The organism is Serratia sp. CY40230, from assembly GCF_052168835.1.
Lineage (GTDB): Bacteria > Pseudomonadota > Gammaproteobacteria > Enterobacterales > Enterobacteriaceae > Serratia > Serratia nematodiphila.
In genome coordinates this window covers 817,882-831,690 of record NZ_JBJNLX010000002.1, presented here as the reverse complement: position 1 = coordinate 831,690, position 13,809 = coordinate 817,882, and the positions used below count along the sequence as shown (strand labels likewise).

Below are 13,809 nucleotides of genomic sequence, written 5' to 3'. Positions count from 1 at the left end.
AAACGGCCTGCGGGCCGTTTCTGTTTTTGACGACGACACGGCCGACGCGCAATGTGGCCAACGTTCGGTCTGTTTTGGCGGCCTTTGGGCGATCGAATCGGCAAAAGTGTGAGTTTTAGCGCGCCTGCGCCGCCTAGCTTTCCTCGACTCGCCACGCATGCGCCGCTATAATGTCGCGTCTTATTTTTCCGGAATGGTTTCGGGACGCTTCTGTCATCAGGGAACTCGGTTCTTATCTGTAGCCGTCCTGGTTCTTGGAACGGAGTTGACCGAGCACTGTGATTTTTTTGAGGTAACAAGATGCAAGTTTCAGTAGAAACCACTCAAGGCCTTGGGCGCCGTCTCTCTATTACTGTACCGGCTGATACTATCAAGCAGGCGGTGAAGAAAGAGCTGATCAACGCAGCGAAAAGCGTGCGTATCGACGGCTTCCGCAAAGGCAAAGTGCCGATGAACATCGTGGAACAGCGTTACGGCGCCTCTGTTCGTCAGGACGTGCTGGGCGAAGCAATGCAGCGCAGCTTCGTTGACGCGATCATCAAAGAAAAGATTAATCCGGCCGGCGCACCAAACTACGTGCCGGGCGAGTACAAAGAAGGTGAAGACTTCACTTTCGCCGTTGAATTCGAAGTGTATCCAGAAGTTGAGCTGAAAGGCCTGGAAAACATCGAAGTCGAAAAACCTGTAGTTGAAGTGAACGACGAAGACGTCGACGCGATGCTGGATACCCTGCGCAAGCAGCAGGCCACCTGGAAAGAAACCGATCGCGCGGCGGAAGCTGAAGATCGCGTGACCGTTGACTTCACCGGTTCTATCGACGGTGAAGAGTTCGAAGGCGGCAAAGCGTCCGACTTCGTGCTGGCAATGGGCCAGGGCCGCATGATCCCAGGCTTCGAAGAGGGCCTGGTCGGTCACAAAGCGGGCGAAGAGTTCTCCATCGACGTGAACTTCCCGGAAGACTACCACGCGGAAAACCTGAAGGGCAAAGCGGCCAAATTCGCTATCGTGCTGAAGAAAGTTGAAGAGCGCGAGCTGCCGGAACTGACCGAAGAGTTCATCAAGCGTTTCGGCGTGGCGGACGGTTCCGTTGCCGGCCTGCGCACCGAAGTTCGCAAGAACATGGAGCGCGAGCTGAAAGGCGCCGTGCGTAACCGCATCAAGTCTCAGGCGATCGACGGCCTGGTGAGCGCGAACGAAATCGACGTGCCTGCTGCCCTGATCGACGGCGAAATCGACGTGCTGCGTCGTCAGGCTGCACAGCGTTTCGGCGGCAACGAGAAGCAAGCGCTGGAACTGCCACGTGAACTGTTCGAAGAGCAAGCGAAACGCCGCGTAGTGGTTGGCCTGCTGCTGGGCGAAGTGATCAGCACCAACGATCTGAAAGCTGACGAAGACCGCGTGAAGACGCTGATCGAAGAAATGGCTTCTGCCTACGAAGATCCGAGCGAAGTCATCGAGTTCTACAGCAAAAACAAAGAGCTGATGAACAACATGCGCAACGTGGCTCTGGAAGAGCAAGCGGTTGAAGCCCTGCTGGCGAAAGCGAAAGTGACTGAAAAAGCCACTACCTTCAGCGAGCTGATGAACCAGACTCAACAGGCGTAATGCCGGCGTGTCGGGCGCGATGAACGGCGCCCCCGGTTTCGCCTGGCGAACCGGCGCACGATGAAAAAGCCCGCAACCTCAGGTTGCGGGCTTTTCTTTTTGCCACGTTGCTGATTAATCTCAGGTTAAGCGGGATAATATGCACTATATTTACCCTGTTGCCTGGGGAACTGGCTGGCATGATAACGGTCAGAATAACGGCATCGTTTTCGGCGCGCGGAGAAAATCGGCTCCTGGGCTTGAAATCGCGCCGGGATCCCCCCATCTGTAAAGAATAATTCTGGGGCTGTTTGCCAAAGTGCGCGGGATAAAACAACCGTCGGGTACGTGCGGCGCGGGTCGAATGCTTGAGCATAGTCATCATGGCCGTTCTCAAGTAGAATCGGCGTATTAGGGTGACACCCTGGCCGCCAAGGCAATTTCTATTAGGAGACGGTAATGTCATACAGTGGCGAACGAGATCAATTTGCACCGAACATGGCGCTGGTGCCGATGGTGGTAGAGCAGACTTCACGCGGGGAGCGTTCTTACGACATTTATTCCCGCCTGCTGAAAGAGCGCATCATTTTCCTGACCGGCCAGGTGGAAGATCACATGGCCAACCTGATCGTGGCGCAAATGCTGTTCCTCGAAGCGGAAAGCCCGGAAAAAGACATTTACCTCTACATCAACTCGCCGGGTGGGGTAATTACCGCGGGCATGTCGATTTATGACACCATGAAGTTCATCAAGCCGGACGTCAGCACCATCTGTATGGGCCAGGCGTGCTCGATGGGCTCCTTCCTGCTGACCGCGGGCGCCAAAGGCAAACGTTTCTGCCTGCCGAACTCGCGCGTGATGATTCACCAGCCGCTGGGCGGCTACCAGGGCCAGGCGACGGACATCGAAATCCACGCGCGTGAAATCCTCAAGGTGAAAGCGCGCATGAACGAACTGATGGCCGAGCATACCGGCCAGCCGCTGGAGCAGATCGAGCGCGATACCGAGCGCGATCGCTTTATGACCGCGGAAGAAGCCGTGGAATACGGCCTGGTTGACGGCATTCTGACACACCGCAGCTAGAACCACGCGGCGCCGATGGACTATAGTAATCAGAGTGGGCAGGGGCTCGTTCTGTTGCGGCCCCTCGGCGTTCCCGATATGAGTTTGGGCGCACTGCCGCCGTGATTTTCCTGCGGGACAAGACTAAAGAAGAGGTTTGACTGATGACAGATAAGCGCAAAGACGGTTCAGGAAAGCTGCTGTACTGCTCTTTTTGCGGCAAAAGCCAGCATGAAGTGCGTAAGCTGATTGCCGGGCCGTCAGTGTATATCTGCGATGAATGTGTCGATCTGTGTAACGACATTATTCGCGAAGAGATTAAAGAAGTTGCCCCGCATCGTGAGCGCAGTGCGCTGCCGACGCCACACGAAATTCGCCACCACCTGGATGACTACGTCATCGGCCAGGAGCAGGCGAAGAAAGTGCTGGCGGTTGCGGTGTACAACCACTACAAACGCCTGCGCAACGGCGATACCAGCAACGGTATCGAGTTGGGCAAGAGCAACATCTTGCTGATCGGCCCGACCGGCAGCGGCAAGACGCTGCTGGCGGAAACGCTGGCGCGCTTCCTGGACGTGCCGTTCACCATGGCCGACGCCACCACCCTGACCGAAGCCGGTTACGTGGGCGAGGACGTGGAAAATATTATCCAGAAGCTGTTGCAAAAATGTGACTATGACGTGCAGAAAGCGCAGCGCGGCATCGTTTATATCGATGAAATCGATAAGATTTCCCGTAAGTCCGACAACCCGTCGATCACGCGTGACGTCTCGGGTGAAGGCGTGCAGCAGGCGCTGCTGAAGCTGATTGAAGGCACCATCGCCGCGGTTCCGCCGCAGGGCGGGCGCAAGCATCCGCAACAGGAATTCCTGCAGGTCGATACTTCCAAGATCCTGTTTATCTGCGGCGGCGCATTTGCCGGCCTGGATAAGGTGATCGGTCAACGCGTCAACACCGGCTCCGGCATCGGCTTCGGCGCGACCGTCAAGGGCGAGTCCGAGAAGGCAACCGAAGGCGAACTGCTGCTGCAGGCCGAACCGGAAGATTTGATCAAGTTTGGTCTGATCCCTGAGTTCATCGGCCGTCTGCCGGTGGTGGCGACCCTGAGCGAGCTGAGCGAGGACGCGCTGATTCAGATCCTGAAAGAGCCGAAGAACGCCCTGACCAAGCAGTATCAGGCGCTGTTCAATCTGGAAGGCGTGGAGCTGGAGTTCCGCGACGAAGCGCTGAACGCCATCGCCAAGAAAGCCATGGCGCGCAAAACCGGCGCCCGCGGCCTGCGTTCCATCGTGGAAGGCGCGCTGCTCGACACCATGTACGATCTGCCGTCGATGGACAGCGTAGACAAAGTGGTGATCGACGAGTCGGTGATCGCCGGCCAATCCAAACCGCTGCTGATTTACGGCAAGCCTGAAGCCCAGGCGTCTGGCGAATAATTAGCCAGTTAAACCAGCGCGTTATCAGCAAAATGGGGGATTTCATCCCCCATTTCTTTTTCCTGCATTCTTGCCGTTGAATGTAAGAGATTCATCCCCATATACTCATTAACCAGATTTTATGAAACGTTAGATGCTTGCGTCTCATGAGATTCCCCCTCAACCTGGCGGAAATTAAACTAAGAGAGAGCTCTATGAACCCTGAGCGTTCCGAACGCATTGAAATCCCCGTTTTGCCATTGCGCGACGTGGTGGTTTATCCGCACATGGTGATCCCGTTATTTGTTGGCCGGGAAAAATCGATTCGGTGCCTCGAAGCCGCAATGGATCACGATAAGAAGATCATGCTGGTGGCACAGAAAGAGGCCTCAACGGATGAACCTGGCATTAACGACTTGTTCTCGGTCGGCACCGTAGCGTCGATCCTGCAGATGCTGAAGCTGCCGGACGGCACGGTAAAAGTGCTGGTCGAGGGGCTGCAGCGCGCACGCATCACTACGCTGTCCGACAGCGGTGAGCATTTCGCCGCGCAGGCGGAATACCTTGAGTCGCCGGCTATCGACGAGCGCGAGCAGGAAGTGCTGGTGCGCACCGCGATCAATCAGTTTGAAGGCTATATCAAACTGAATAAAAAAATCCCGCCGGAGGTGCTGACTTCACTCAACAGCATCGACGACGCCGCGCGCCTGGCGGACACCATCGCCGCTCATATGCCGCTGAAACTCAGCGATAAGCAGTCGGTGCTCGAGATGTCTGACATCACCGAGCGTCTGGAATACCTGATGGCGATGATGGAGTCGGAGATCGACCTGCTGCAGGTTGAGAAACGCATCCGTAACCGCGTCAAGAAGCAGATGGAGAAGAGCCAGCGCGAGTACTATCTGAATGAGCAGATGAAGGCGATTCAGAAAGAACTGGGCGAGATGGACGACGCGCCGGACGAGCACGAAGCGCTGAAGCGCAAGATCGATGCGGCGAAAATGCCGAAAGAGGCGCGCGAAAAAACCGAAGCGGAACTGCAAAAGCTGAAGATGATGTCGCCGATGTCGGCGGAAGCGACCGTGGTGCGCGGCTACATCGACTGGATGCTGCAGGTGCCGTGGAATGCGCGCAGCAAGGTGAAAAAAGACCTGAACAAGGCGCAGGAAGTGCTCGATACCGATCACTACGGCCTGGAGCGCGTCAAAGATCGCATCCTCGAGTACCTCGCGGTACAGAGCCGCGTCAGCAAAATCAAGGGGCCGATCCTGTGTCTGGTGGGGCCGCCGGGCGTGGGTAAAACCTCGCTGGGGCAGTCGATCGCCAAGGCGACCGGGCGCCAGTACGTGCGCATGGCGCTGGGCGGCGTGCGTGACGAAGCTGAAATCCGCGGTCACCGTCGTACCTACATCGGTTCGATGCCGGGCAAACTGATCCAGAAGATGGCCAAGGTTGGGGTGAAGAACCCGCTGTTCCTGCTGGATGAGATCGACAAGATGTCTTCCGACATGCGCGGCGATCCGGCCTCCGCTCTGCTGGAGGTGCTGGATCCGGAACAGAACGTGGCGTTCAACGACCACTACCTGGAAGTGGATTACGATCTGTCCGACGTGATGTTCGTCGCCACCTCGAACTCGATGAACATTCCTGCGCCGCTGCTGGACCGTATGGAAGTGATCCGCCTGTCGGGTTATACCGAGGACGAGAAGCTCAACATCGCCAAACAGCACCTGCTGCCGAAGCAGCTCGAGCGCAATGCGCTGAAAAAAGGCGAGTTGACGGTCGACGACAGCGCCATCATCGGCATTATTCGCTTCTATACCCGCGAAGCCGGGGTGCGCAGCCTGGAGCGTGAAATCTCCAAACTGTGCCGTAAAGCGGTGAAAACGCTGCTGATGGACAAGAAGCGCAAGCATATCGAGATCAACGGCGACAACCTGAAGGATTACCTGGGCGTGCAGCGCGTCGATTACGGCCGTGCGGATACCGAAAACCGCGTGGGCGAAGTCACCGGGCTGGCGTGGACGGAAGTGGGCGGCGATTTGCTGACCATCGAAACCGCCTGCGTGCCGGGCAAAGGCAAGCTGACCTACACCGGTTCTCTGGGTGAAGTGATGCAGGAATCGATTCAGGCGGCGCTGACCGTGGTGCGCGCGCGCGCGGAGAAATTGGGCATCAACGCCGATTTCTACGAGAAACGCGACATCCACGTGCACGTGCCGGAAGGGGCGACGCCGAAAGATGGCCCGAGCGCCGGTATTGCGATGTGCACCGCGCTGGTCTCCTGCCTGACCGGCAACCCGGTACGCGCCGATGTGGCGATGACCGGCGAGATCACGCTGCGCGGTCAGGTGTTGCCGATCGGCGGCCTGAAAGAGAAGCTGCTGGCGGCGCATCGCGGCGGCATCAAAACCGTGCTGATCCCTTACGAGAACAAGCGCGATCTGGAAGAGATTCCGGACAATGTTATCGCCGATCTGGAGATTCATCCGGTGCAGCGAATCGATGAAGTTTTGAACATTGCGTTGCAAAACCCGGCCTTCGGCGCACTGCCGGTAGCGGCAAAATAGTGACGAATCGCAAAAACCATTGATAAAACTTATACTGGCAAGCCATTTCGGACTTGCCAGTATTTTTTTGTACCGCTAAGTTAGATCTCTGTCGGCCCGCGTTTTGTCACCCAGTCGGTGGCTTGCCAAGGTTCGATGGGATTGATATAACAGCTGCGCTGTCGCAACCGTAGGGATTTTTCGGTGCGACGATAGAATTCTAGAGGGGATGATAGAGTGAATAAGTCACAACTGATCGACAAGATTGCCGCAGGTGCTGATATTTCCAAAGCGGCAGCGGGACGTGCTTTAGACGCAGTAATCGCTTCCGTTACCGACTCCCTGAAAGCAGGGGATGACGTGGCTCTGGTAGGTTTCGGTTCCTTTACCGTGCGTGAACGTTCGGCCCGTACCGGCCGCAACCCGCAAACCGGTAAAGAGATCAAGATCGCGGCAGCCAAAGTACCTGCCTTCCGTGCAGGGAAAGCGCTGAAAGACGCTGTAAACTGATTTGGCGTCTAACCGTTTAGCGTAACAGGGTTTTGTAATAAACAATCACCTGACGCAGCGGTGCTGGTAAGGTAAGATACAAGGCGCATCGGACTGATGCGCTTTTTTTATTTTTGTCGCAGGGAACGCGCCTGCACAAGGGTTGTTAATCCACATCACAGCGGAGTGTTGTCACACTATGATGGACAATTTACGCGCGGCTGCCAATCACGTCGTGCTCAAAATCATCCTGGCCCTGATCATCCTGTCATTCGTCCTGACCGGGGTGGGTAACTACCTTATCGGCGGCTCCGGCGATTATGCTGCGAAAGTAAATGGTCAGACGATCGAACGCGCTCAGCTGGAACAGGCTTTCCAAAGCGAGCGTAGCCGCATGCAGCAGCAGCTGGGTGACCAGTTCTCTGCGCTGGCCGGCAACGAAGGCTACATGCAGCAGATGCGCCGTCAGGTGTTGTCCCAGTTGATCGACAACATGCTGCTCGACCAATACGCCAAGAAGCTGGGCCTGGCGGTCAGCGACGATCAGATCAAGGACGCCATCCGCAAGGCGCCTTATTTCCAAACCAACGGCCAGTTCGATAACGCCAAGTACCTCGACCTGATCGGCCGTATGGGCTACACCGCCGACAACTTCGCGCAATCGATGCGTCAGCAGCTGGTCAATCAGCAGCTGATTCAGGCCTTCGGCGAATCCGGCTTCGTATTGCCGTCCGAATCGCAAGCCATGGCGGCGCTGGTGCTGCAGGAGCGCGACGTGCGCCTGGCGACCATCGATTTGAAAGCGCTGCAGGCGAAACAGAGCGCCGGCGACGACGAACTGAAGGCGTATTACGATCAGAACAAGAACAGCTTCATCGCCCCGGAGCAGGTGAAGGTGAGCTATATCCCGCTGGACGCCGCGTCCATGCAGGACAAGGTGAAAGTGAGTGAAGAGGACATCAACGCTTACTACGACCAGCACAAGAGCAGCTACGGCCAGCCGGAGCGTAAAAACTACAGCGTGATCCAGTTGAAAACCGAGGCGGAAGCCAACGCGGCGCTGGACGAGCTGAAGAAGGGCGCCGATTTCGCCACGCTGGCGAAAGAGAAATCCACCGACATCATCTCACGCCGCATCGGCGGCGAACTGGGGTGGCTGGAGCCGGAAACCACCGCCGACGAGCTGAAGCAGGCTAACCTGACCGAGAAAGGGCAGCTGTCTGGCGTAGTGAAATCCTCCGTAGGCTACCTGATCGTGCGTTTGAACGACATCGAACCTGAGAAACTGAAACCGCTGAGCGAAGTGCATGACGCCATCGCCAAGCAGGTGCAGCAGGAGAAAGCGGTAGACGCCTATTACGCGCTGCAGCAGAAGGTGAGCGAGGCGGCGACCAGCGACAACGAATCTTTGGCCTCGGCTGAGGAAGCGGCCGGCGTGAAAGCGGCGCAAAGCGACTGGTTCACCCGCGACAACATCCCTGCCGCGCTGAACTTCAAACCGGTGGTGCAGGCGATCTTCGACGGCTCGCTGATCGGCGAGAACGGCGCGCCGGGCAGCAACTCCGACGTGATCACCGTAGACGGCGACCGCGCTTTCGTGGTGCGCGTGAGCGGCCACAAGCCGGAAGGCATCGAACCGTTCGACCAGGTAAAAGACCGCGTGGCGGAACTGGTGAAACGCAACAAGGCGCTGCAGGCAGCGAAGCTGCAGGGCGAGAAGCTGCTGGTTGAGCTGAAGCAGGGCAAGGGCGACGAAGCGATGAAAGCCGCCGGCCTGAGCTTTGGCGCCGTGCAGAAGATGGCGCGCGCGCCGGAAGACAGCCAGCTGGTGGAGAGCGTATTCGCGCTGCCGCACCCGCAGGACGGTAAGCCGGTGTACGGCATGTCGCAGGATCGTCAGGACAACGTGGTGCTGATTGCGCTTGATGCGGTGAAGCCAGGCACGCTGCCGGAAGACGAAATGAAAACCTTCGTCGGCAAGATGGAAGAGGGCGCGACCGGCGTTTCCTTCGATTCGCTGCTGGCGAGCCTGCGTAAAGAAGCCAAGATCAAAATGGGCGCCGCTGAGCAACAGCCTCAGTAATCGCCGCATTTTTCTGCAACGCAGTGCAACAAACAAAGGCCGCTTTCGCGGCCTTTTCCATATCTGACATCCGTCGATTGCTGAATATTCGCCGCCGCGGCAAGGTAGCCGTGCTGTCACACACAAGGAGGATACAGCATGCAATATTCAGAGAAAAAAGCGTTTTTCGGTTACCGTCGTCACGTTAACGCCGCGCTGACCGCGCTGTTGTTATGCCTGGCCGGGCCGGCCGCCGCGGTGGAAAAAAACGAGGCGCCGATGCTCTCAACACCGGCGAGCCATGGCGGACAATCGGTGATGACCAAGGCAACCGAAGAGGCGGCGGTCAGCATCAATCAGGCCACTGCCGAACAACTGGCCGCCGCCTTGAGCGGCGTCGGCCTGAAGAAGGCGGAAGGCATCGTGCGCTATCGCGAACAGAACGGGCCGTTCACCCAGGTTGAGCAGTTGCAGGAGGTGCCGGGCATCGGGCCGGCGCTGTTTGAGAAGAACCGCACCCGGCTGAAAATGTGATCCCGGTCGCGGCTGCGTGGCAAAATGGCGCTGAGGCCGTGACTCCTCTGCTACATTTTACAGGTCTTACCAGTTTGGCGCGTTGACCAAACGGGCGAGGGAGCCAGCGCGGCTCCCTCTTTCTGTAATCACCAGGCAGGAGCGATCGTTCCCTATGCAAACCTTTATCAAAGTTCGCGGTTATCACCTTGATGTTTACCAGCACGTTAACAACGCCCGCTATTTGGAGTTTCTGGAAGAGGCGCGTTGGGAGTGGTTGGAGAACGAAGCCGGGTTCCGCTGGATGACGGAAAACAACATCGCTTTCATCGTGGTGAACATCAACATCAATTACCGCAGCCCGGCGGTATTGGGGGATAAGCTGCGTATCGACAGCCAGATGGTGCAGCTCAACGGCAAGAGCGGGGTGCTGAGCCAAAAGGTGACGCAGGATCCGGCGGGGACGCCGGTGGCAGACGCGCTGCTGACTTTCGTGTGCGTCGATCTGAAAACGCAGCGTGCGCTGCCGATCGAAGGAGAATTGCGCGAGCACCTGGAGGCGCTCACGCTGAAGGATAATCCGCAGTAAGCTCACGGGCGGCATAGGCTGCCGCCGTCACTGCCCTCAGGCCAGGCCGGCTTTCTGTTTTAACGCCGCCATCACTTCTGCCTGGTTGGCCCGGTACTGCGTCAGGCCATTGGCGCGCAGGTTGCAGGCGGCGCACTCGCCGCAGCCGTCACCTTTGATGCCGTTGTAGCAGGTCAGCGTATCCTGGCGTACGCGATCCAGCTGGTGGTAATAATCCGCCAGCGCCCAGGTCTCGGCCTTGTTCAGCCACATCAGCGGCGTTTCGAAGCGGATATCGCGGGCGATGCCCAGCGTCACCGCCTTGTTCAGCGCTTTAACGAACTCGTCGCGGCAATCCGGGTAGCCGGAGAAATCGGTTTCACACACGCCGGTGATCACCGCTTCCGCTTCGACCTGGTAGGCGTAGATCGCCGCCAGCGTCAGGAACAGGATGTTGCGGCCCGGCACGAAGGTGCTCGGCAGCGCATTTTTCTGGTTGGGATCGTAGGCGGGAACCGGAATATTGTCGCGCGTCAGGCTGCTGACGGCCAGCTCATTGAGCAGCGTTACGTCCAGCACCTTGTGCGCCTTGGCACCGAGGGCTACCGACAGCTCTTGAGCCACTTCAATCTCGGCGCGATGGCGCTGGCCGTAATCGAACGTGACGCAGTGAACTTCGTCATACTGTTGCAATGCCTGGATTAAGCAGGTCGTGGAGTCTTGTCCACCGCTGAAAACGACAACCGCGCGCTTCATAAAATCACCTTTTTGGGCTTTGGCCTCTCCCGATACACATTCGGGCGGCAGGATAAAAATTGCGTTGCGGCGACAATAGTAGCAGAAAGGGCCGCCAGGCGCAGGGCGGTTCGGCTCAGGCCGGTGCATCGTCCACCGGCGGCGGCAGCCACGCCTGGCAAAAATCGAACCAGCCGTGGGCGGTCAGCGTGACGCCATGCATGCGCGGCGGCGCGCTGATCTGATACTGGTAGTGGAACAGCGGCGTGATGATGGCGGCGGCCATCAGCCGTTGATAATAGGCCTGCAGCCGTGCGAAACGCGGTTGCTGCGCCTGCAGCTGCTGGATCTGCCGCAGCGTATCCTGTTGCTGCTGCCAGCGGCTTTCCGTCAGGATGCCGCGCCACAGCGTATCCTGCCGCAGCCAGCTCTCCAGCGTCGCCTCCGGCGCTTCGCCGATCAGGTTGTCCGCCAGCAGCAGATCGGCCTGGGCGATCTGTTCCTCGCTTTGCCAGCGCTTACCGGCATAGTAACGCACTTCCAGCTCGCAGCCGTGCTGCGCGAGCAACCGCTGTAGCGCGGCCGTCACCGTTTCCAGCTCGACCGGCGGCCGATACAGCAGCGTCAGCCGGACGGGCAGGGCGACGTCCTCTTCGACCTGTTGGTGGGGGATGCGCCAGCCGGGCAGCATTTCATGGCTGGGGGTGATCACGCTGTTGGGGATCGGCAGATGGCTCAGCAGGCCGGACTGCTGGATCAGCATCAGCAGCTTTTGCCCCTGGGCTTCGTTCAGCACGCCGTGGCGCAGGTTCAGCGCCAGATAACACCAGCCCAGGCTCATGCTGCGCTGCACCGGCCGGGCCTGCGCCAAATCGTCTTGCTGGCCTATGGTGATGCGCACCGGATGCTGGCAACTGGTGTAGGTGCCGGCGGTAGGTAAATCGGGGGTGATCCAGTATTCGATGGTATCCAGATACGGATGCTGCAGATGATAACCGGCGTGCTGTTCCAGCCGCACCAGTTGCGGCTCATTCAGTGTCAGCTTGAACGGGCCGGCGCCGATGGCCGGCAGCTCCGGGTGAGTCATCAGGCAAGGCAGCTCCGCCAGCCGGTGGGCCAGCCAGTAGTCCGGCAGGTGCAGATCGAACTGAATGCACAACGGATGCGGCAGGCTGATGCGCGCGACGTTGGCCAGGCTCGGTTGGCTGCGCGGATGGCGCTGCAGTTTTTCCAGCGTTTGCAGCAATTGGTGGCCGGTCAACGGTTCGCCGTTGTGCCAGCGCAGCTGGCTGCGCAGAAAGAAGCGCCAGCGCAGGCCGCGATCGCTAATCTGCCAATGGTGCGCCAGATCGGGCTGCGGTTCCGGGTTACCGGTCATCAGGCGCGTCAGTCCGGCGTGCAGGGTCGACACCAGATGTTGTTCGGCGCGGCCGGTCAACGTGAGCGGGTCGAGCGCTTCCAGCGTGCGGTAATAGGGAATGCGCAGCGTCGGGCTGCCGGCCTGCCATTGCCCGCCGAGGTGCGGGTTGAGCAGATCCTGCAGGTGCTGCGGATCGAGCTGCGCCATCTCCAGCGCTCCCTGATGATTGCCCTGTTGCAGCAGCTGTTGAAGCAGCTGCGCGCGCAGTTCATCCGGGGTTTTCAGGCAGTGCAGGCGAGCGCGCTTACCGCGGCCGGGCTGCGAATACCAGCTCAGCCAGCCCTGATCCTGCAGCTGCTGCACCAGCGTGCGGGCGTGCCGCTCGCTGCAGTAGAACATCGCCGCCAGCTCGCCGATGGTCACGGCGACCGGCGCGCTGCCGAGCTGTTGATACAGGCGTTGATATTGGCTGAGACGGTGAACCAGGCGCATGGGCAGAAATCCGGAACAGTTTTCTCAAATTGTTCACTATTACTTCCGCAAATACCATCCCATACTGCAGTGATTGTAATCGCGTTCACATTCATGAGGTCTTTATGTATCGCCTGGCAGCTTTCGATATGGACGGCACGCTGTTGATGCCGGATCACCGGGTTGGCCCGGAAACGCTGGCGGTGCTGAACCAGCTGGTGGAGCGGGAGATGGTGGTGACGTTCGCCACCGGGCGCCACTACCTCGATGCGCAACCGATCATGGCGCAACTGGGGCTGCAGGGTTACCTGATCACCGGCAACGGCACGCGGGTATATGACAACCGCGGCCAACAGCTGCACGCCACCGACCTGCCGGCGGCGGTGGCCGAAGAGGTGCTGCATCATCATTGGCGCACCCGCGCCAGCATGCATGTATTCCGCGACGAAGGTTGGCTGACCGAGTTTCCCGTGCCGGAAGAGATGCTGCGGGCGCATCACCTGAGCGGTTTTCGTTTTCAACTGGCCGATGTGCGCCGTCTGCCGGCGTTCGGCAACAGCAAGGTGTGCTTTGTCGCGCCACATGAGGAGTTGCTGGCGTTGCAGGTGCAGCTGCGGGCGCAATTGGGCGATGAGGCAGACCTGTGCTTTTCCGCCTACGACTGTCTGGAGGTGCTGCCGCTCGGTTGCAACAAAGGCACGGCGCTGGAGCGGCTGAGCCGTCATCTGGGGCTGACGATGGCCGACTGCATGGCGTTCGGCGACGCGATGAACGACAAAGAGATGCTGGGAGCGGTGGGGCACGGCGTGGTGATGGGCAACGCCCTGCCGCAGCTGAAATCCCTGCTGCCGCAGCTACCGGTTATCGGCCATTGCCAACAACAGGCGGTGGCTCACTATTTGCAACATTGGCTGCGTTCACCTTGCCTCACCTATTCCCCCGAAGAATGAGGTTCTCCTTACAGCCGGCCGGGTATGACTACCCGGCTTTTTTTTACCCGA

The 13,809-nt window shown here is 58.8% G+C and carries 11 protein-coding genes; 9 read left to right on the top strand and 2 right to left on the bottom strand.

Translation table 11 applies throughout. The features are described 5' to 3' along the window. Window positions 1-300 precede the first annotated feature (300 nt). From tig to ACJ8IJ_RS11120, 8 genes are all read left to right on the top strand, one after another. Window positions 301-1,605, top strand: a complete 1,305-nt coding sequence (gene tig / locus ACJ8IJ_RS11155; protein ID WP_004940358.1) for a trigger factor — start codon at window positions 301-303, stop codon at window positions 1,603-1,605. Between the two features lie 438 nt (window positions 1,606-2,043). Next, complete coding sequence (clpP, locus tag ACJ8IJ_RS11150; RefSeq protein WP_004940356.1) at window positions 2,044-2,667, top strand: ATP-dependent Clp endopeptidase proteolytic subunit ClpP; 624 nt, start codon at window positions 2,044-2,046, stop codon at window positions 2,665-2,667. Window positions 2,668-2,810: 143 nt separating this feature from the next. Then, complete coding sequence (clpX, locus tag ACJ8IJ_RS11145) at window positions 2,811-4,082, top strand: ATP-dependent protease ATP-binding subunit ClpX (RefSeq protein WP_004940354.1); 1,272 nt, start codon at window positions 2,811-2,813, stop codon at window positions 4,080-4,082. A gap of 194 nt (window positions 4,083-4,276) precedes the next feature. Then, on the top strand, window positions 4,277-6,631 hold the full coding sequence (gene lon, locus ACJ8IJ_RS11140) for an endopeptidase La (protein WP_004940352.1): 2,355 nt from the start codon (window positions 4,277-4,279) through the stop codon (window positions 6,629-6,631). 216 nt (window positions 6,632-6,847) lie between these two features. Beyond that, window positions 6,848-7,120 (top strand): nucleoid-associated protein HU-beta, encoded by a 273-nt coding sequence (hupB, locus tag ACJ8IJ_RS11135; protein WP_004940351.1) that lies wholly within the window; start codon window positions 6,848-6,850, stop codon window positions 7,118-7,120. Window positions 7,121-7,298: 178 nt separating this feature from the next. Further along, window positions 7,299-9,182 (top strand): peptidylprolyl isomerase, encoded by a 1,884-nt coding sequence (ppiD, locus tag ACJ8IJ_RS11130; protein WP_442518625.1) that lies wholly within the window; start codon window positions 7,299-7,301, stop codon window positions 9,180-9,182. 138 nt (window positions 9,183-9,320) lie between these two features. Further along, a complete protein-coding gene (locus ACJ8IJ_RS11125) occupies window positions 9,321-9,695 on the top strand; it encodes a ComEA family DNA-binding protein (RefSeq protein WP_004940345.1) in 375 nt (124 codons plus the stop codon). 154 nt (window positions 9,696-9,849) lie between these two features. Next, on the top strand, window positions 9,850-10,263 hold the full coding sequence (locus ACJ8IJ_RS11120) for an acyl-CoA thioesterase (protein WP_004940344.1): 414 nt from the start codon (window positions 9,850-9,852) through the stop codon (window positions 10,261-10,263). 36 nt (window positions 10,264-10,299) lie between these two features. Here the strand turns inward: ACJ8IJ_RS11120 and queC are convergent, their stop codons facing one another. Continuing rightward, complete coding sequence (gene queC, locus ACJ8IJ_RS11115; protein ID WP_004940343.1) at window positions 10,300-10,998, bottom strand: 7-cyano-7-deazaguanine synthase QueC; 699 nt, start codon at window positions 10,996-10,998, stop codon at window positions 10,300-10,302. Window positions 10,999-11,113: 115 nt separating this feature from the next. Continuing rightward, the gene (locus tag ACJ8IJ_RS11110) at window positions 11,114-12,829 is read right to left on the bottom strand and encodes an SgrR family transcriptional regulator (RefSeq protein WP_442518624.1); all 1,716 of its coding nucleotides are present in this window, start codon (window positions 12,827-12,829) and stop codon (window positions 11,114-11,116) included. Window positions 12,830-12,933: 104 nt separating this feature from the next. On the opposite strand from ACJ8IJ_RS11110, the gene cof reads away from it, so the two are divergent. Next, entirely contained in the window at window positions 12,934-13,758 is an 825-nt protein-coding gene (gene cof, locus ACJ8IJ_RS11105) for an HMP-PP phosphatase (RefSeq protein WP_004940341.1), read from the top strand. Window positions 13,759-13,809: the final 51 nt, after the last annotated feature.

What these genes read in the sequence shown, in the direction of transcription:
- tig (WP_004940358.1), top strand. Translation starts at nt 301, where the DNA reads ATGCAAGTTTCAGTAGAAACCACTCAAGGCCTTGGGCGCCGTCTCTCT.
- clpP (WP_004940356.1), top strand. Translation starts at nt 2,044, where the DNA reads ATGTCATACAGTGGCGAACGAGATCAATTTGCACCGAACATGGCGCTG.
- clpX (WP_004940354.1), top strand. Translation starts at nt 2,811, where the DNA reads ATGACAGATAAGCGCAAAGACGGTTCAGGAAAGCTGCTGTACTGCTCT.
- lon (WP_004940352.1), top strand. Translation starts at nt 4,277, where the DNA reads ATGAACCCTGAGCGTTCCGAACGCATTGAAATCCCCGTTTTGCCATTG.
- ppiD (WP_442518625.1), top strand. Translation starts at nt 7,299, where the DNA reads ATGATGGACAATTTACGCGCGGCTGCCAATCACGTCGTGCTCAAAATC.
- ACJ8IJ_RS11125 (WP_004940345.1), top strand. Translation starts at nt 9,321, where the DNA reads ATGCAATATTCAGAGAAAAAAGCGTTTTTCGGTTACCGTCGTCACGTT.
- ACJ8IJ_RS11120 (WP_004940344.1), top strand. Translation starts at nt 9,850, where the DNA reads ATGCAAACCTTTATCAAAGTTCGCGGTTATCACCTTGATGTTTACCAG.
- queC (WP_004940343.1), bottom strand. Translation starts at nt 10,998, where the DNA reads ATGAAGCGCGCGGTTGTCGTTTTCAGCGGTGGACAAGACTCCACGACC.
- ACJ8IJ_RS11110 (WP_442518624.1), bottom strand. Translation starts at nt 12,829, where the DNA reads ATGCGCCTGGTTCACCGTCTCAGCCAATATCAACGCCTGTATCAACAG.
- cof (WP_004940341.1), top strand. Translation starts at nt 12,934, where the DNA reads ATGTATCGCCTGGCAGCTTTCGATATGGACGGCACGCTGTTGATGCCG.